Below are 17,847 nucleotides of genomic sequence, written 5' to 3' on the forward strand. Positions count from 1 at the left end.
TTAAGCTGTGCAATCCTATAAAAGTAGAAAGCGACGTTAAGTTTGCAGAATCATAAAATCTGCATAATAGAAGTATCGGATAAGATCTATAAATCTATAGAGATTTATAGGTATGCGTTGCTTTCTATAAGGTTTTTATAGATATAAGTCAACGGAATAGGGGTAGATATTAATTTAGATGCTATTAAAGTAGCAAGAGTAAATTTAAGGTTTAATAAAAATAAAGAATATGAGCCTAAAATTTACAAAGGAGATGCTAGAAATCTAGATTTTATACCTGATAATAGTATCGATTTGATTTGCACACATCCTCCATATGCAAATATTATCAAATATAGTAATGATATAGAAGGAGATTTATCATTATGTAATATAGATGAGTTTATTAGTGAAATGAAGAAAGTAGCAAAAGAAGCATTCAGAGTGTTAAAAGAAAATAAATATTGTGCAATATTAATAGGAGACACTAGAAAAAATAAACATATGATACCTTTAGGATTTAAGGTTATGCAGGTATTTCTAGATGCAGGATTTATATTAAAAGAGATTATTATAAAAGAGCAGCATAATTGTAAAGCAACAGGATTTTGGTATAAAAGGAGTATAGAATATAATTTTCTTCTAATTGCACATGAATACTTGTTTGTCTTTAGAAAGCCTAAAAGTAAATGAAAAGTATATTGTTTAGATTTTTGTTCGCCACCATATTATGGATATCACCAATAAATTGTTGCATTTTGTTAATAATTATTATAAAATATTAAAAATAAAATTTTGAAAATACAAAAAATACAGAAAGAGTGGTGATAAGTGTGGCGAAAAGAAAAGTAGGACTACTACCCAGATTGATTGCTGGAATCATTTTAGGAATTATTATAGGATTAATTTCAAGATCTATTCAAGTATACTTTTTAGTAAGAGTATTAAGTACATTTACGAGTATTTTTGGCAATTTTCTGAAATTTATCATTCCTTTAATAATTATAGGATTTGTTGCACCAGGTATAGCAGATTTGGGCAAAGGAGCAGGCAAATTATTAGGAATAACGGCCGGTATAGCATATATTTCTACGATAATAGCGGGAACAGCTGCTTTCTTTTTAGGGTCTACCATACTTCCGAATATAATTAAAGCAGGTGAAATGGCTCAAAAATCGGCAGTAAAAATAGAACCTTATTTTACGATTGAAATGCCGCCTATAATGGGAGTAATGACGGCTCTAATCTTTGCTTTTATATTGGGATTGGGAATGGCAAATATAAGGGGGAAAACATTATTTGAAACATTAAAAGACTTTCAAAATATAATTGAAGGTGTTGTAAGAAGAATATTAATTCCATTTATACCTATTCATATTTCCGGAATATCTGCGAAATTGGCGGCTACAAATGAAATGTTCAAAACAATTAAGGCTTTTTCGGCTGTCTTCATATTGATAATAATTCTCCAAATAAGTTATATAATTATTCAATATTTAGTAGCATGGCTAGTGAGTGGTAAAGGGCCATTTAAATCCATTAAAAATATGCTGCCGGCATATTTCACAGCACTTGGTACACAGTCTTCGGCTGCTACTATACCTGTAACTATTCAATGTGCTAGAAAAAATGGAATATCAGAAGATGTCATAGACTTTGTAATACCTTTAGGAGCTACTATTCATCTAGCTGGAGATACTATTACATTAGTGCTTGCATCTATGGGGCTTATGATGATATCAGGAACTATTCCTACATTTGAAATGATGTTCCCATTTATATTAATGTTAGGTGTAACAATGGTAGCTGCACCTGGAATACCGGGCGGTGGAGTATATGCTGCATTAGGTTTATTAGAAAATATGTTAGGTTTTACGGCTGCTCAACAGGGATTAATGATAGCTATTCATTTTTCACAGGATAGTTTTGGTACAGCTACAAATGTTACAGGAGATGGGGCTATAGCTTTAATAATTGATAAAATAGCGAAAAATAGTAAATTAAATAAAGGTATTTAAATAGAGGCCAAACCCACGATTTATTCGTGGGTTAAATTTTTTTGTAGTAATTTTTTGGGACATTTTAACATAAAATTTTTCATAGAGAAATAATAATATAATAGGCTTTGAATTAGGGATTGGAACAAATGGATTATAAATAATTGAAAGGGGGATAAAGATGGCAGTTGAACTAATCAAAGATTTACTCAAAATAGAGGAGACGATAGGCAAAGAAGAAATTGATGCATTGATTGAGGACGAAATATCGTTATCTGAAGTTAAACCCAATATAAAGAAGATACTTAATATTGACGGGGAGATAGAGACTTTAGAAACTAGAGCTGTTAAAGATAAAATATTAATAAATGGAATAATTAAATACAATATACTATATGCTGCAGATGACGAAAATTTAACTATTGAGAGAATAGAAGACTCGACTAATTTTCAAGAAGAAATTTTAATTAATGGTGCAGAAGAAGAAATGAATGTTGATATTAAAACAAACATAGAACATATAGACTGTAATTTGATAGACAGCAGAAAAATGTCTATTAAGACCGTATTACACTTTAATACAAAAGTTCAATCATGCAGTACTATAGAAATAGTAAAAGATATTCAGGGAGTAGAAGGTATACAGACTTTAAAAGATTGCATAAGGTATAACGATATCGTAGGAAGTAATACATCGGATACTTTGGTAAAAGAAGCATTTGAATTATCTGAAGATATGCCAAGTATAGAACATATACTCAAGTTAAATGTGAAAGGGTATGAAAGAGAAGTTAGGGTAGTTGAAGATAAGGTAATAGTATCAGGAGTAGTTGAATGTGCAATAATATATTATAGTGATGATGAGGAGAGCAGAATAAATCATGTGAAATATGAAATCCCATTTACACATTTTGTTGATTTACCGGGTGCAGTTAAAGATATGGATAATAGAGTGAATATAGAAATTTCTAATGTTGAATATGACATAAGAGAAGATATAAGTGGGGAAAAGAGAGTAATAGACATAGAGGCATTTGTAAAAATAAGTGCTAAAGTATTTGAACAAAGAGAAAAAGAAGTAATTTTAGATTCATATTCTACAAAGAGAAAGTTTAAATTAGTTAAAAAAGAAGTAGATGTATTAGAAAATATAGCAGAGAGCATATCCAAAGAAGTTGTAAAGGGAGTAGTTAACTTACCGCAGAATTATGAAGGCATTGAGAGTATATGCGATTTAATGGCAAAGCCCGTATTAACAGATTATAGAGTTGTGGAAAATAAATTAATAATTGAAGGCTTACTTGAGGCAGATATATTATATGTTGGAGAATCTACAGGAGAAATAATGGGTTTTAAAGAAGAAATACCATTTAAATCTTATGTAGATATAGATGGAATTAAAGAAGATATGGACATTGATATTGAGCTTGTAATGGATAGTTTAAAATTTAATAGAGTTAATTCACGTGATATTGAAATAGAGGGTATTGTAAAAAACGACGTTAAAGTTGACAGAATCAAGAAGATTGATATTATAACAGAGATTGAGGAAGATGATAAAGTAGTCGACTTAAGCAATAGGCCTAGTATAACCATTTATATAGTTCAAAAAGGCGATACATTATGGGACATAGCTAAGAGATTTAATACTACCGTTGATGAATTGATAAATACAAATGATATTATAAATCCTGAAAATATAATGCCAGGTGAAAAAATTATTATTCAAAAACAAATTGAAGTTATGGAATTTTAAAAAGCTCTAAGGCTTTGCCTTAGAGCTTTTATTAATGACTAAAGAAGGATTTTTATATAAAATATATAATATATAGATTAAGGAGTTGATATTGTGAAAAAAGTAGAAGTAGAAGCTCATGCTAAAATAAACCTTTCATTAGATGTAATAGGAAAAAGAGAAGACGGATATCATGAAGTTAGAATGATAATGCAGCAGATTAGTTTAAAGGACATTATACAAATCGAAGAATATGGTAAAGATACAATAATAGAGACAAAAGAGAAAAAGATTCCTACCGATTCCACAAATCTTGCATATAGAGCTTGGGACATTTTATCTAAAAGATTCAACATTGGTAGAGGAGTTAAAATAAAGATAGAAAAAAATATACCTATAGCGGCTGGATTAGCGGGCGGAAGTGCAGATGCTGCGGCTGTGTTGAAAGGTTTAAACGAATTATGGAATTTAAACCTTAAAGAAGATGAATTAATGGATATAGGACTAGAAATAGGTGCTGATGTCCCTTACTGTATTATGGGAGGGACAGCATTAGCCGAAGGTATAGGAGAAAAATTGACTAGATTGAAAAGTTTTAAAGACAAACTTGTTCTAATAGCAAAACCTCCGATACAGGTTTCTACAGCGTATGTATATAAGAATTTAAAACTTGAAGATATAAAAGAGCACCCTGATATAGATAATTTGATAAAAAATATTGAACTAGACAATGTAAATTTTGTAGCTAAAAATATGATTAATGTATTAGAAACAGTAACTATCAATAAATATCCTATTATACAGAAAATAAAAGAGCATATGATGAGATTTAATGCTTTAGGTAGTTTAATGAGCGGTAGCGGACCTACAGTATTTGGTATATTTGATAATACTGATGATATTATAAAATGTAAAGAGGAACTTGAAACGTGGGTTGATAGAGTACACATAGTTAAAACTATCTAGGGGGGATATTTTTTTGAATAAGGATTTAGATAAGCTTAAACTACATGATTATAAACCTCTTAGGGAAATCGTATTCGAATCTTTAAGAGAGGCGATAATAGATGGAAAATTAAAACCCGGCGAGAGGTTAATGGAAGTGCAGTTAGCAGAAAAGTTAGGAGTAAGCAGGACACCTGTAAGAGAGGCAATAAGAAAATTAGAGCTTGAAGGATTAGTAGTTATGATTCCTAGAAAAGGAGCATATGTTGCAGATGTATCTATAAAGGACATATTAGAGGTTTTAGAGATAAGAGCTTCTCTTGAAGGATTAGCGGCTCAATTAGCAGCGGAAAGGATAACAGATGATGAACTTGAAGCTTTAAAAATAAAAGCTAGAGAATTTGATGAATGTATAAAAAACAAAGATATAAAATGTATTATACAAAAAGATGTGGAATTCCATGATATCATCTTTAAAGCTACGGGAAATGAAAAACTTATAGCAATTGCTGAAAGTCTAAGAGAGCAGGTTCAGAGATTTAGAATCATATATGTTACAGAATATGACGGAACGGCTAAATTATCTGAAGAGCATAGTAAAATAATAGAGGCAATAAGTAAAAGAGACTCAAAAAAAGCAAAATATTATGCAGAAATTCATATAGAGAATGCAGAGGATTATATTATTAAGATGACTAAATCTAAAATGAACAAGAGGACAGGTGGGGTCGAGTAGATAATGATTAATAGTATAATATTAGCTGGGAGATCAGAAAAAAAGTTAGATGGTAAGCTTTCGAAAGCACTCGTAAATATTAATGGGAAGCCTATGATTTATTATGTAATTAAAGCATTAAAAGAATCTGGAGTAATAGATAAAATAGTTGTAGTTGGAGATAAAGAGGAACTTGATAAAATTGGGCTTGAAGATGTGGAATTTATAATTCAGGACAGAGGCTCAATAATAGATAATGTGATTGCAGGGGTAGATTACTTTAGAGATGATTCTATGGTATTAATATCTACCTGTGATATTCCACTTTTAACGGCCCAAGCCGTATATGATTTTGTAAAAAAATCATTAGAGTCTAAAGCAGATATCTGTTATCCAATAATTGAAAAAAGTGTCTGTCTAAAAAAATATCCAGAGGCAATTAGAACCTATGCTAAACTTAAAGATGGTTATTTTACTGGTGGTAATTTGATGTTAATAAATCCAAAAGTTTTAGATAGATGCATAACAAAGGCAAAACAAATGATAGAATATAGAAAAAATCCTGTAAAAATGAGTAGGGTATTAGGATTTACTTTCTTATTGAAACTTGTTGTTGGCAGACTTACTATTGAGAGCGCAGAGAAAAGAGTATCTAAAATTTTAAGATTGAAGCCAAAGGCAATAATAACACCATATCCTGAAATTGGAAATGATGTAGATAAACCAGAAGACTTAAATATGGCTGAAAAATATTTGAGTTAGATTGAATTACAGGCTAACAGCTAATAGATATTAGCTGTTAGCCTACGATTTATTGTTATTATAATTTTTATTTTACAATTCCTTTAAAAGGTTTGCCATTTCAATAGCAGTTAAAGCAGCTTCATAGCCTTTGTTACCAGCTTTTGTTCCAGCTCTTTCAATAGCCTGTTCAATAGTATCTGTAGTTAAAACGCCAAATATCACAGGTACTTCAGTATCTAAAGACACTTTTGCTATACCTTTTGAAACTTCGCTTGATACATAGTCAAAATGCGGTGTTGCTCCCCTTATTACTGCTCCTAGACAGATTACTGCATTATATTTTTTAGATTTAGCCATTTTTTTAGCTATTAGCGGAATTTCAAAAGAACCAGGAACCCAAGTTACTTCAATATCTTCTTCATTTACTCCATGTCTTTTAAGCCCGTCTAAAGCGCCAGAAAGAAGTTTACTACTTATAAATTCGTTGAACCTACTTACTATAATTCCAAACTTTAAACCTTGGGCAATTAATTTACCTTCATAGATTTTCATGTTACTCTTCCTCCTTAAAAAATTCTAATATGTGCCCCATCTTTTTCTTTTTAGTTTTTAAATAATATTTATTTTTTTCATTATAGCTTACTTCGAGAGGTATTCTTTCAACTATTTTAAGTCCATAGCTTGATAAGCCAGAAAGTTTTTTTGGATTGTTTGTCATGAGTTTTATATTTTTAACTCCTAAATCCACAAGTATCTGTGCTCCGACTGTATAATCTCTCAAGTCTTCGGGAAAACCTAAAGCGAGATTGGCCTGTACTGTATCCATACCTTTATCTTGGAGGACATATGCCTTTAACTTATTTATTAAACCTATTCCTCTTCCCTCTTGACGTAAGTATATTAAAGCACCTTTGCCTTCTTCATTAATTTTTTTCAATGCAGCTTGTAGTTGTTCTCCACAGTCGCATCTCATTGAACCAAAAGTATCACCTGTAAGGCATTCAGAATGAACTCTTACAAGTACAGGTTCATCTCCAGCTATATTGCCTTTTACTAAAGCTACATGATGTTCGTTGTTTAATTTATTTTGATATCCAATTATTTTGAATTCTCCATATTTTGTAGGCATATCAGCTTCTGCAACTTTTTCTATTAAAATTTCGTTTTTTCTTCTATAGGCTATTAAATCTGCTATAGTAATTATTTTGAGATTATGTTTTTTTGCAAATTCCATAAGTTGTGGAAGTCTTGCCATACTACCGTCCTCATTCATAATTTCACAAATTACACCTGCTGGATATAAATTAGCAAGTCTTGCAAGATCTACTGCAGCTTCCGTATGTCCAGCTCTTTTTAAAACTCCACCTTGTCTTGCTTCGAGAGGGAACACATGACCTGGTCTTTTAAAATCTTGAGGTTTAGCGTTTTTATCTAAAACTTTTCTTATAGTAAGAGCTCTTTCAAAAGCTGAAATACCAGTTTTAGTTTCTTTAGCATCTATTGATATCGTAAAGGCAGTTGAATGTGAGTCAGTATTTTCGCTGACCATCTGAGGTATATCAAGTACTTTGAGTCTTTCAGAAATTATAGGCATGCAGATAAGACCTCTGCCGTATTTTGCCATGAAATTAACTGCTTCTGGTGTAACTTTTTCTGCAGCCATTACGAGATCGCCTTCGTTTTCTCTGTTTTCATCATCTACTACGATAATCATTTTGCCCTGCTTTATATCTACTATAGCTTCTTCTATAGTATTGAATTTAAACAAATTTATCACCTCTTTATATAAATCCATGTTCTTTTAAGAACTTTATATCTATATCTTTGTCATCTTCTTCCCTTTTATTGTGAATTAATAGTTTTTCAACATATTTTCCTATCATATCGCATTCTAGATTGACTTCATCACCTAAAGATTTTTCTATAAGCGTTGTAACCTTTTTAGTATGGGGGATTATAGATACTTTAAATACTTTATTATCAATGTAAGCTACTGTTAAGCTAATCCCGTCAATAGCGATAGAGCCTTTATAGATGATATATTTCAACAATTCTTCAGGAGGTTTTATAGTAACCCATACTGCATTATCTTCTTTGTCGAATGACAGTATTTTACCTGTTCCATCGATATGGCCACTTACCAAATGTCCTCCTAATCTGTCGCCTAATCTTAATGCTCTTTCTAAATTAACTTTACTTCCTGGTACTAGATTTTTTAAATTGCTTCTTTTCATAGTTTCAGGCATGACATCTACGCTGAATGTATCATCAGTAAAATCTGTAACAGTTAAACATACTCCGTTTGTGCTAATACTATCTCCAATCTTTATATCTTCTAATACTTTCTTTGCTTTTATAACTATTTTCACAGATTTAGTTCCTTTTAAAATCGATTTAACTATACCTACCTCTTCAACAAGACCAGTAAACAAGTTAATCACCTTCTTTATTTCGTATATATCCTTCTATCATAATATCTTCATCTAACTTATGAATTGTAATATTATCTATGTAAAAAGAGTCTTTTACAAATGGAACACCATCTCCGTCAACAGGAGTTTTGGATAGATGCCCTCCGATTATTTTGGGTGCTATAAAGAAGTTTATTTTATCAACTATATTAGATTTTAAAGCAGAGTAATTAAGAGTTCCTCCACCTTCTAGAAGAACGCTGTCTATACCCATTTCACCCAGCTTTTTCATAAGATAATTTAAGTCCACTCTGCCGTTTATAGTTGGTGTGGTCAGGACTTCTACCCCTAGCTCTTTAAGTTTTTTTGTTTTGCTCTTATCAGCTAAAACGGTGGTGGCTACTATAGTTCTTGCATTAGATACATCTTTAACTACTTTTGCGTCTAAAGGTATTCTGCACCTGCTGTCTACAATAACTCTTACAGGGTTTTTCCCTTTAAAATTCTTTAACCTTACTGTAAGTTGAGGATTATCAACTATGATTGTATTTATTCCTACCATTATTGCACTGTATCTGTGTCTTAATTTATGAACGTAATGCCTGGAAGTTTTACTAGTAATCCATTTAGAATCAGAAAACTTTGTAGCTATCTTTCCATCTAGAGTCATTGCAGTTTTCATGAGGCAGAAAGGAACTTTAGTTGTAATATATTTTATAAAGATTTCGTTAAGTTTTCTTGCTTCATTTTCCAGCATTCCTATTTCTACTTCAATTCCATTATTTTTAAGTATCTCTACACCTTTACCAGAAACTAAAGGATTAGGATCTAATGTTGCTATAATAACTTTTTTGATACCGCTGTTTATTATTCTGTTGACACAGGGAGGAGTTTTTCCAAAATGAGAGCATGGTTCTAAAGTTACATACATGGTTGAATTTTCTGGATTTTCAACAACTGAATTCAAAGCTTCAACTTCTGCATGATTTTGGCCAAAGTATTTATGATAGCCCTCACCTATAATACTGCCATTTTTGACAATGACGCAGCCTACCATTGGATTAGGATTTACAAAGCCAGCTCCTTTTTCTGCTAATTCTAATGCTCTTTTCATGTATTTTATATTCATTAACGATTACCCCCATACATAAAAAATAAAGCCCTGAAGTTAAAACTTCAGGGCATAAAATTTCAGAAAATATAGAACTTTACAACATTTCCTTCTCCCATCCAGACTATACTGTCGGCCCTGGAATTTCACCAGATCAACCGCTATTGCGGCTCGCGGGCTATACCGCCGGTCGGGAATTTCACCCTGCCCTGAAGGAAATATTTAAATCGAAGATTTTATTCAATTGTTTAAATAAAGCATATCATTATTAGATTTTAAAATCAAGTTTTTTTAATTTATATCAAATCAAAATGTCAACTATAAAAATAAATAGGTTGACAATATGTTTCTGTTTATATTATTATATTTACAGTTACATACATTAAAGAAAGGGAGGAATAGTCATGAGAATAAAAGTACGTGATATGATTTTAGTATCTTTATTTGCAGCATTAACGGCAATAGGTGCTTTTATTAGAATTCCTACTCCTATAGTACCTTTTACGCTCCAATTTCTTTTTTGTGCCTATGCTGGTACGCTTTTAGGCTCGAGATTAGGGTTAATTTCTCAACTTCTATATGTAGGGATAGGAATAGCAGGAGTTCCTATATTTACAAAAGGAGGAGGTATTTCTTATATTTTTCAGCCTACTTTTGGGTATTTGATAGGATTTATATTATGCGCATATGTAATTGGTAAACTTACAGAAAATCTTAAGGAGATTACATTTATAAAATATTTTGTAATCGTAGTTACTGGACTTATGATTGTTTATGGTATTGGAGTTCCATATTTATATTTAATTGTAAATTACTATTTAGGAAAGGCTATGACATTTAGACATGCTATATATGCAGGTTTTGCTCTATATATAATACCAGATTTACTGCTTAGTGCTTTAGTAGCATTTACTTCAGTAAAGGTAATACCTATCCTTAAAAAATTAGGATATAAAAAGGAGAAATAAGTTATGAAAGAAATTATATCTAAAATTGCTGAAAGAATTTTAAATGGCGGACAGATTTACTATGATGAGGCAGTAGAGATTATTAATATTGATGAAAAAGATATTGAAACATTAGATGTATTATTCAAAGGGGCGAATTCGATAAGAGAGAAATTTGCGGGTAGAAAAGTTGATTTATGTACCATAATGAACGTAAAATCTGGGAGATGTTCTGAAAATTGTAAATTTTGCGCTCAATCTATTTACTATAATACCGGAATTATGGAATACGGATTATTAGACTATGATGCTATTTTAAAAAGAGCAAAAGAAATGGAGCAAGTTGGTGCTCACAGATTTTCACTTGTAACTAGCGGTAAGGGTATTAAGGGTAAGGATTTTGAAAAAATATTAGATATTTATAGAAGATTGAGTAAAGATACTAATTTAAAATTGTGTGCTTCTCTCGGAATTATAAGTTATGAACAGGCTTTAAAGTTAAAAGAAGCAGGGGTATCAATGTATCATCATAACATAGAAACGAGCAGAGAATATTATAAAAAAGTTTGTACAACTCATTCATATGAAGAGAGAATAGAGAGTATTAAAAATGCGATGAAAGCAGGGCTTAAAATTTGCTGCGGCGGGATAATAGGTATGGGAGAGAGTAGAGAAGATAGAGTAAAAATGGCGTTTGAAATTAGGAATTTGGGAATAAAATCGGTTCCAATAAATGTATTAAATCCAATCAAGGGAACGCCTTTAGAAAATAGAAAAATACTGTCGCCTTTTGAAATATTAAAGACGATGGCTTTATATAGATATATAATACCAGATAGCTATATAAGATATGCTGGCGGCAGAATGGCTCTGAAGAACAGACAAAATATGGGTTTTAGAGCAGGAGTAAATGCTGCATTAGTAGGAGATTATTTAACCACAATAGGAAGTAATATTGAACAGGATAAAAAGATGATAATACAAGAAGGTCTAGATATAGAAAAGGGGTATTAAAATTGAGTAGAGGACTATTTGTCATAGGGACTGATACCGATGTAGGAAAATCTGTTGTTACTGCAGGGTTAGTATATATATTACGAAAGAATGGAATAAATGCATGTAGTTTTAAGGCTGTGCAAAGCGGAGGTATCATTGAAAATAATAGACTTGTTTCAGGTGATACCATGTTAGTTAAAAAAGTATGTAATTTAGAAGAAGATGAACATCTAATGAATCCTTATTGTCTAAGTATGCCAGTTTCTCCTCATCTTGCAGCAAAGATAGAGAGAATAGAGATTAACAAAAGAAAGATATTAGATACCTATAGAAAATTATCACAAAAATATGAATACATAATTGCTGAAGGTAGCGGAGGGATAGTTGTACCAATAATAGAAAATAAGTATTTTATATATGATTTAATAAAAGATTTAAGTCTTCCGATTATAATAGTTTCAAGAGCAGATGTAGGGACAATAAATCATACGGTTTTAACCGTAAGATTTGCAGAAAGTATAGGTTTAGATATTAAAGGAATTATTATAAACAGATATACAGGTAAAATACATGAAAAGGACAATATTGAAACAATAAAAAATATAACTAAGAAGGAAATATTGGCAGTAATAGATGAAATAGAAGATTTTGATTATAATAGCAATAATTTTAAAAGTTTAAAATCTGAATTTGAAAAGAAAATAGATGCGGATAGAATATTAAATTTATTTAAAGAAAAGGGGTATTAAAATTGAACTTACTGCAAATCAAAGATTTAAGGTACATATGGCATCCTTGTTCTCAAATGAAGGATTATGAGGATTTTCCTCCTATAATTATAGAAAGAGGAGAAGGAGTATTTTTATACGATACTGAAGGAAAACGCTATTTAGATGCTATATCATCTTGGTGGGTAAATCTTTTCGGACATAATAATAAAAGGATAAATAGAGCTATTAAAAATCAAATTGAAAAATTAGAACATGTTATTTTTGCAAATTTCTCGCACAAACCTGCAATTGAATTGGCAGAAAGGATAGTAAATATAACCCCGGAAGGTTTGAATAAAGTCTTTTTTGCCGATAATGGTTCGTCTGCTATAGAGGTGGCATTAAAATTAAGTTTCCAGTATTTTCAGCAGATAGGGAAGATTAAAAAGACTAAATTTGCTGCTATAACTAATGCTTATCACGGAGAGACACTGGGGGCTTTATCAGTCGGCAATATAGATTTATACAGTAAGATTTACAAACCATTATTATTAAATACTTTTAAAGTTGAAGGGCCAGATTGTTATAGATGTAAATATAATTTGTCTAGAGAAACTTGTAGTGCAGAGTGTTTTGAGCATATGGAAAAAACTATTATTGAGCATCATGAAGAAATAGCTGGTATTGTAATCGAACCTATGGTTCAAGGAGCAGCGGGAATGAAAATATATTCTTCCGTTTACTTAAAAAAACTTAGGGAAATATGTGATGAGTATGACATTCATCTTATAGCCGATGAAATAGCCGTTGGATTTGGAAGAACAGGGAAGATGTTCGCTTGTGAACATGCAGGTATTTCGCCAGATATTATGTGTTTATCGAAGGGATTAACAGCTGGATATTTACCTTTGTCGCTTACACTTATGACTGATAAGATATACGAGGCATTTTATGATGAATATACTACTTTAAAGGCATTTTTGCACAGTCATAGTTATACGGGAAATCCGATAAGCTGTGCCGTAGCTTGTGAAACTTTAAACATATTTGAAGAAGAAAGTATTATAGAGAAAAATGAGATTAAATCAGAACTTATTAATGAAAAGGTTAAAGAGCTTCTATTGGATATCCCATATGTAGGTGAATTCAGGCAAATAGGAATGATAGGGGCTATAGAACTTGTAAAAGATAAAGATACAAAAGAGAGTTTTGACTGGAGAGAAAGAGTTGGATATAAGATTTATAAAATAGCTTTAAAATATGGAGTTTTATTGAGGCCTCTAGGGAATGTTATATATTTTATGCCTCCTTATGTAATAAATGACGAGCAAATAGAACTAATGGTTAATGTTGCGAGAAAAGCTATTAAAGAGTATTTTGGGTTATAATCCTCATTTTATGAGGATTTTTTTTGTATAACATTATAAATTATTGCAAATATTATATTTAGCAAAATTGTGAAAATAAGAGGTGGGATATTGAATTTAGCAAAATCAATTATAAATGAATTGAAAGAGATATGTAATCTATATATGGTTTTTTTAATAGTATTCATAGGATTATTTACATATTTTGTCGATGGAACACGTTTAAAAGTTAAAGGAAATATAAAAGAATCTAACTTAGCGAAAATAATAGGAATTTTATATATGGTTGGAGCACCATTATTTTATATATTATCTAGAATTTTGTGAGGAGGAGCTAAATGCTACGTGAACGAGAAAATAGCATATCAATATCAAAAGATATAAATACAAATTTAAAAAAGATAAAAGAAGTATTAAAAGACTGTGATGACATAGTATATAGAGAATTTACCGTTGGAGAAAGACGGTTTAAATTTGCAATTGTATATGTAGACGGCCTTACTGATAAGATACTAGTGAGCGATTATGTATTAGAATCTCTAATGCATCAGGCTAGAGGGTTAGAACCTAATCCTAATAGTGTTAAAAACAATTTGTATGAATTGGTAAAGAATGGGAATATTGCAATTACAGAGTTAAAAGAAGTAGAAACATTAAACGAAGCAATAGACAATGTATTAGCGGGAGAGACAATACTACTTGTAAACAGATATCAAAAGATTATAATCATATCGTCTCGAGGATGGCCTGTAAGGGGATTAAATGAGCCGCAGACAGAAACAGTAATAAGGGGAGCAAGAGACGGTTTTGTAGAAACGCTTAAAGTCAATACTACATTAGTTAGAAGAAGAATAAGAGACTCTAAACTCAAAATAAAAAATATGCAGATTGGCAGAAGGTCTAAAACAGATGTAGCTGTACTATACATAGAAGATGTGGCGAATAAAGAACTTATTGAAGAAGTTATAAAAAGGCTTAAAACTATTAGAGTAGATGTAGTTTTAGAAAGCGGAATTATAGAGCAGTTCATAGAAGATAATTGGATGTCGCCTTTCCCTCAAGTAGAAAATACAGAAAGACCGGATGCTGTGGCGGCAGCTTTATATGAAGGAAGAGTCGCTATACTTATTGATAATACACCTTTTGCACTTGTTGTGCCAGTAACCATTAGTACTTTATTACAGTCTTCTGAGGATTATTACGAAAGATGGATTATTGCTTCTTTGATTAGAGTTTTAAGATATATTGCATCTCTCATAGCTTTATTATTACCTTCTATTTATATAGCAGTTACCGCATATCATCCGGGGATGCTTCCAACGCAATTGGCTTTATATGTGGCAGCAACGAGAGAAGGAGTTCCATTCCCTGCTATTATAGAAGCATTTATTATGGAGGTTACTATAGAACTCCTTAGGGAAGCAGGTATGAGATTATCAGGGCCTATTGGTACTACTATAGGTATAGTTGGAGGTCTGGTAATAGGGCAAGCTGCTGTCGAAGCAGGAATTGTGAGTCCTATGATGGTTATTATAGTTGCGCTTACAACTATAGCGTCATTTGCTATACCTAGTTATAATATTGCAACAGGTTTCCGATTTGTAAGATTTGGTATAATGATTTTTTCGGCATTATTAGGTTTATATGGAATAATGTTAGCTTTGTTAATAATAGGAATTCATTTAGTTAGACTAGAAAGTTTTGGAGTACCTTATATGTCTCCTTATGTATCTTTCAGTGAAACATATAGTGATTTGAAAGATAGTGTAGTTAGGATGCCTATTCAAACTATGAAGAAAAGACCTAGATTTACAAATGTCTATGACAAAGACAGAATATTTTCTGACAGTGAAGAATAAGTGGTAAGAAGGTGCAAAATAATGCTTAAAGGCAATGATAAAATATCGTCAAATCAAGTTATGTTCATTTTGCTTACGGCAATTATTGGAGTGGGAATATTATCACTTCCAAGAGAGGCAGTTGAAAAAGCCGGAACAGATGGTTCTATTTTAATAATATTGGGTGGAATTGTTGCATGTATTTTTACTGTAATATCGGTTAAGCTAGTTACACTATTTACAAATAAAACTATAGTAGAGTTTGGAAGAGAGATAGTTACAACTCCTATATCTAATATCGTTTCGATTACATTTTTTATATACTACATTATAATCTCTGCATTTGAAGTAAGAATTCTTGCAGAGGTTGTCAAGATGTTCTTATTGGACGATACACCGACAGAAGTCATTATAATTTCGATACTATTAGTTAGTGCATATCTGGTAAGGGGAGGAATAGAGGGATTAGCTAGGATGGCAGAGTTAATACTGCCTATAGTCATTATACCCGTATTTTTATTATTATTGTCATTAATACCAGATTTAGATTTTACTAATCTTTTACCGCTTTTTAGAACAAATCCGTGGGATATTATTAAATCAGTCTATGTGCCTTTTTTTAGTTTTATTGGATACGAGCTTGTATTATTTATGGCGGCTTATGTAAAAGATACTGAAAATCTAATGAAGTTCAATGTTTTATCAATATTGCTTGTAACATTTGTTTATATAGTTTTTTTTGTAGTATCATTATGCAGATTTGGTGTAAACGAAGTAAAACATTTATTATGGCCGATATTGTCTATTATGAAGACGATAGATCTACCGGGAGCTTTTATTGAGAATATAGAAGGTATAGTAATGGGATTGTGGGTATTGTCTGTATTTGCATCCTTATCTCCATTTTATTATTCTTCTGCTCTAATTCTATGTAAATTATTCGGATTAAAAGAACACAGATATTTTGTACTGCCAATAATGCCTTTTATTTATGCACTTTCTTTAGCCTTCGATAATATAGCAACAGTTTATGATATTATGGGAAAAAGTATTAATTATATTGGGATTTTTACAGTTGTAACTGTACCGACTGTTTACTTAATTGTAGCTCTTATTAAAAAGAGAAAGGAGCCTTCCGATAATGTCTAAATTTGGTAAAATGATTATTATCTTTATGGCTGTGGCAATCCTTTCAGGATGTTGGGATAAAGTTGAAATAAATGACAGAGCCTTTATTTCGGCAATAGGAATAGATATTCAAGGGCATGGAGGAGAACTTGAGAAAAATAAAACCGGATATAAAAAATTTATTGTAACCTTTGTTTTCCCTAATGTTAAGGCAATTAGAAAAGGCAGTAGTGGTGAAGAACCTAGATTTATTTTAAGTAGTGTTGGGCAGAATATTTTTCATGTTTCTAATGCATTGACGACGCGCTCTAATAAAACAATGTTTTTTGGACATACTAAAGCAATAATCATTGGAGAAAAAGTTGCTAGGGATAGTGATTCATTAAAACAGATATTTGATGAAGTTGAAAGAGCTCATGAAATGGGTAGAAAAGTTGGAGTTTTTATATCACAAGGAGAGGCCAGACGTGTTATAAAGATAGAGCCTAGTTTAGAGTCGGTTACAGGAACATATTTGTCTGCACTTTCTAAAGCGAAGGAAAAAAGTTCTAGATTTACTCCAAAAACTATTGCAGATATTTTGCCGAGTCTGCACGACTGCAGGTGTGCTTTAATACCTAGAATAATACCTACTGATAAGGGAATAAAAGTTGCAGGAGCCGCTGTGATTAAAGATTATAAACTTATAGGGTGGCTTGGAGAAATAGAAAACAGAAGTGTAATGTTTATAACCGATAAAGTTACTTCTGAAGCTATAATAGTAATGGATGATGATGTTTTAGTATCATATGTTATTTCAGATACATCGGTTAGTAAAAACGGGAGAATGGAAAATGGGCAGATAGTAATGGACATAACTGTGAATATGGAAGGGGTACTGCAGCAATATAAACTCGAGGCGAAAAATGATGTGTTAGACAATAAATTATTGAGGAGATTAGAAAGTCTAGTCGAAAAGAAGATAAAAAGTGAAATCGATGGGACTATAAAGAAAATACAGAAAGAGTTTGAAGTGGATGTAATTGGAGTTGCAGAATATCTATATAAATTTAAACCAGATATTTGGGATAAAGTTAAAGACGATTGGGAAGATGTATTTCCAGAGGTAAAGATAAATGTTAATGTAAATACTAAAATAAGAAGAATAGGAATGACTAAATAATAGTGATTTAAAATATGTTTAAAAGAGAAAAAAATAGTTAATACTTATAGTAGTTGGATAAC

At 31.3% G+C, this 17,847-nt stretch carries 18 protein-coding genes and 1 riboswitch; of the genes, 14 read left to right on the forward strand and 4 right to left on the reverse strand.

What is annotated here, in order from left to right:
• Window positions 1-168: 168 nt before the first annotated feature.
• The 6 genes from BUB51_RS03425 to BUB51_RS03450 all read left to right on the forward strand — a co-directional run bounded on the left by BUB51_RS03425 (window position 169) and on the right by BUB51_RS03450 (window position 6,133).
• The gene (locus tag BUB51_RS03425) at window positions 169-672 is read left to right on the forward strand and encodes a DNA methyltransferase (RefSeq protein WP_200791883.1); all 504 of its coding nucleotides are present in this window, start codon (window positions 169-171) and stop codon (window positions 670-672) included.
• A 140-nt stretch (window positions 673-812) separates the two neighbouring features.
• Window positions 813-1,997 carry a dicarboxylate/amino acid:cation symporter gene (locus BUB51_RS03430; protein WP_073195516.1) on the forward strand — a complete coding sequence of 395 codons (1,185 nt, stop codon included), beginning with the start codon at window positions 813-815 and terminating at the stop codon, window positions 1,995-1,997.
• Between the two features lie 160 nt (window positions 1,998-2,157).
• Window positions 2,158-3,732 (forward strand): DUF3794 and LysM peptidoglycan-binding domain-containing protein, encoded by a 1,575-nt coding sequence (locus tag BUB51_RS03435; protein ID WP_073195517.1) that lies wholly within the window; start codon window positions 2,158-2,160, stop codon window positions 3,730-3,732.
• Window positions 3,733-3,825: 93 nt separating this feature from the next.
• A complete protein-coding gene (gene ispE / locus BUB51_RS03440) occupies window positions 3,826-4,677 on the forward strand; it encodes a 4-(cytidine 5'-diphospho)-2-C-methyl-D-erythritol kinase (protein WP_073195519.1) in 852 nt (283 codons plus the stop codon).
• A 13-nt stretch (window positions 4,678-4,690) separates the two neighbouring features.
• A complete protein-coding gene (locus BUB51_RS03445) occupies window positions 4,691-5,392 on the forward strand; it encodes a GntR family transcriptional regulator (protein WP_073195521.1) in 702 nt (233 codons plus the stop codon).
• A 3-nt stretch (window positions 5,393-5,395) separates the two neighbouring features.
• Window positions 5,396-6,133, forward strand: a complete 738-nt coding sequence (locus BUB51_RS03450) for a nucleotidyltransferase family protein (protein WP_200791881.1) — start codon at window positions 5,396-5,398, stop codon at window positions 6,131-6,133.
• A 72-nt stretch (window positions 6,134-6,205) separates the two neighbouring features.
• Here the strand turns inward: BUB51_RS03450 and ribH are convergent, their stop codons facing one another.
• Genes ribH through ribD form a run of 4 tightly spaced genes read right to left on the reverse strand, consistent with a single transcriptional unit; the run spans window position 6,206 to window position 9,655 of the window.
• Window positions 6,206-6,667: a 6,7-dimethyl-8-ribityllumazine synthase gene (gene ribH, locus BUB51_RS03455; protein WP_073195522.1), complete on the reverse strand. Its 462-nt coding sequence runs from the start codon at window positions 6,665-6,667 to the stop codon at window positions 6,206-6,208.
• 1 nt (window position 6,668) lies between these two features.
• Entirely contained in the window at window positions 6,669-7,883 is a 1,215-nt protein-coding gene (locus BUB51_RS03460) for a bifunctional 3,4-dihydroxy-2-butanone-4-phosphate synthase/GTP cyclohydrolase II (protein ID WP_143153556.1), read from the reverse strand.
• 13 nt (window positions 7,884-7,896) lie between these two features.
• Complete coding sequence (locus BUB51_RS03465) at window positions 7,897-8,547, reverse strand: riboflavin synthase (RefSeq protein WP_073195526.1); 651 nt, start codon at window positions 8,545-8,547, stop codon at window positions 7,897-7,899.
• Window position 8,548: 1 nt separating this feature from the next.
• On the reverse strand, window positions 8,549-9,655 hold the full coding sequence (gene ribD, locus BUB51_RS03470) for a bifunctional diaminohydroxyphosphoribosylaminopyrimidine deaminase/5-amino-6-(5-phosphoribosylamino)uracil reductase RibD (protein ID WP_073195527.1): 1,107 nt from the start codon (window positions 9,653-9,655) through the stop codon (window positions 8,549-8,551).
• Window positions 9,656-9,740: 85 nt separating this feature from the next.
• Window positions 9,741-9,858, reverse strand: a riboswitch (FMN riboswitch).
• 183 nt (window positions 9,859-10,041) lie between these two features.
• Between ribD and BUB51_RS03475 the strand changes: the two genes are divergently transcribed.
• From BUB51_RS03475 to BUB51_RS03510, 8 genes are all read left to right on the forward strand, one after another.
• Entirely contained in the window at window positions 10,042-10,605 is a 564-nt protein-coding gene (locus BUB51_RS03475) for a biotin transporter BioY (protein WP_073195529.1), read from the forward strand.
• 3 nt (window positions 10,606-10,608) lie between these two features.
• Complete coding sequence (bioB, locus tag BUB51_RS03480; protein ID WP_073195530.1) at window positions 10,609-11,598, forward strand: biotin synthase BioB; 990 nt, start codon at window positions 10,609-10,611, stop codon at window positions 11,596-11,598.
• A gap of 2 nt (window positions 11,599-11,600) precedes the next feature.
• On the forward strand, window positions 11,601-12,329 hold the full coding sequence (gene bioD, locus BUB51_RS03485; protein WP_073195532.1) for a dethiobiotin synthase: 729 nt from the start codon (window positions 11,601-11,603) through the stop codon (window positions 12,327-12,329).
• A gap of 2 nt (window positions 12,330-12,331) precedes the next feature.
• Complete coding sequence (bioA, locus tag BUB51_RS03490) at window positions 12,332-13,678, forward strand: adenosylmethionine--8-amino-7-oxononanoate transaminase (RefSeq protein WP_073195534.1); 1,347 nt, start codon at window positions 12,332-12,334, stop codon at window positions 13,676-13,678.
• Window positions 13,679-13,768: 90 nt separating this feature from the next.
• Entirely contained in the window at window positions 13,769-13,984 is a 216-nt protein-coding gene (locus BUB51_RS03495; RefSeq protein ID WP_073195536.1) for a CLC_0170 family protein, read from the forward strand.
• An 11-nt stretch (window positions 13,985-13,995) separates the two neighbouring features.
• Window positions 13,996-15,516, forward strand: coding sequence for a spore germination protein (locus BUB51_RS03500; RefSeq protein WP_073195538.1), 1,521 nt, complete (start codon window positions 13,996-13,998; stop codon window positions 15,514-15,516).
• A 21-nt stretch (window positions 15,517-15,537) separates the two neighbouring features.
• Window positions 15,538-16,644: a GerAB/ArcD/ProY family transporter gene (locus tag BUB51_RS03505; RefSeq protein WP_073195540.1), complete on the forward strand. Its 1,107-nt coding sequence runs from the start codon at window positions 15,538-15,540 to the stop codon at window positions 16,642-16,644.
• Complete coding sequence (locus BUB51_RS03510; protein WP_073195542.1) at window positions 16,637-17,785, forward strand: Ger(x)C family spore germination protein; 1,149 nt, start codon at window positions 16,637-16,639, stop codon at window positions 17,783-17,785. Before BUB51_RS03505 ends, BUB51_RS03510 begins: the two co-directional genes overlap by 8 nt.
• Window positions 17,786-17,847: the final 62 nt, after the last annotated feature.

Origin of the sequence: Caloranaerobacter azorensis DSM 13643, assembly GCF_900129995.1 — a bacterium.
In the GTDB taxonomy this organism is placed as follows: Bacteria; Bacillota; Clostridia; order Tissierellales; family Thermohalobacteraceae; genus Caloranaerobacter; species Caloranaerobacter azorensis.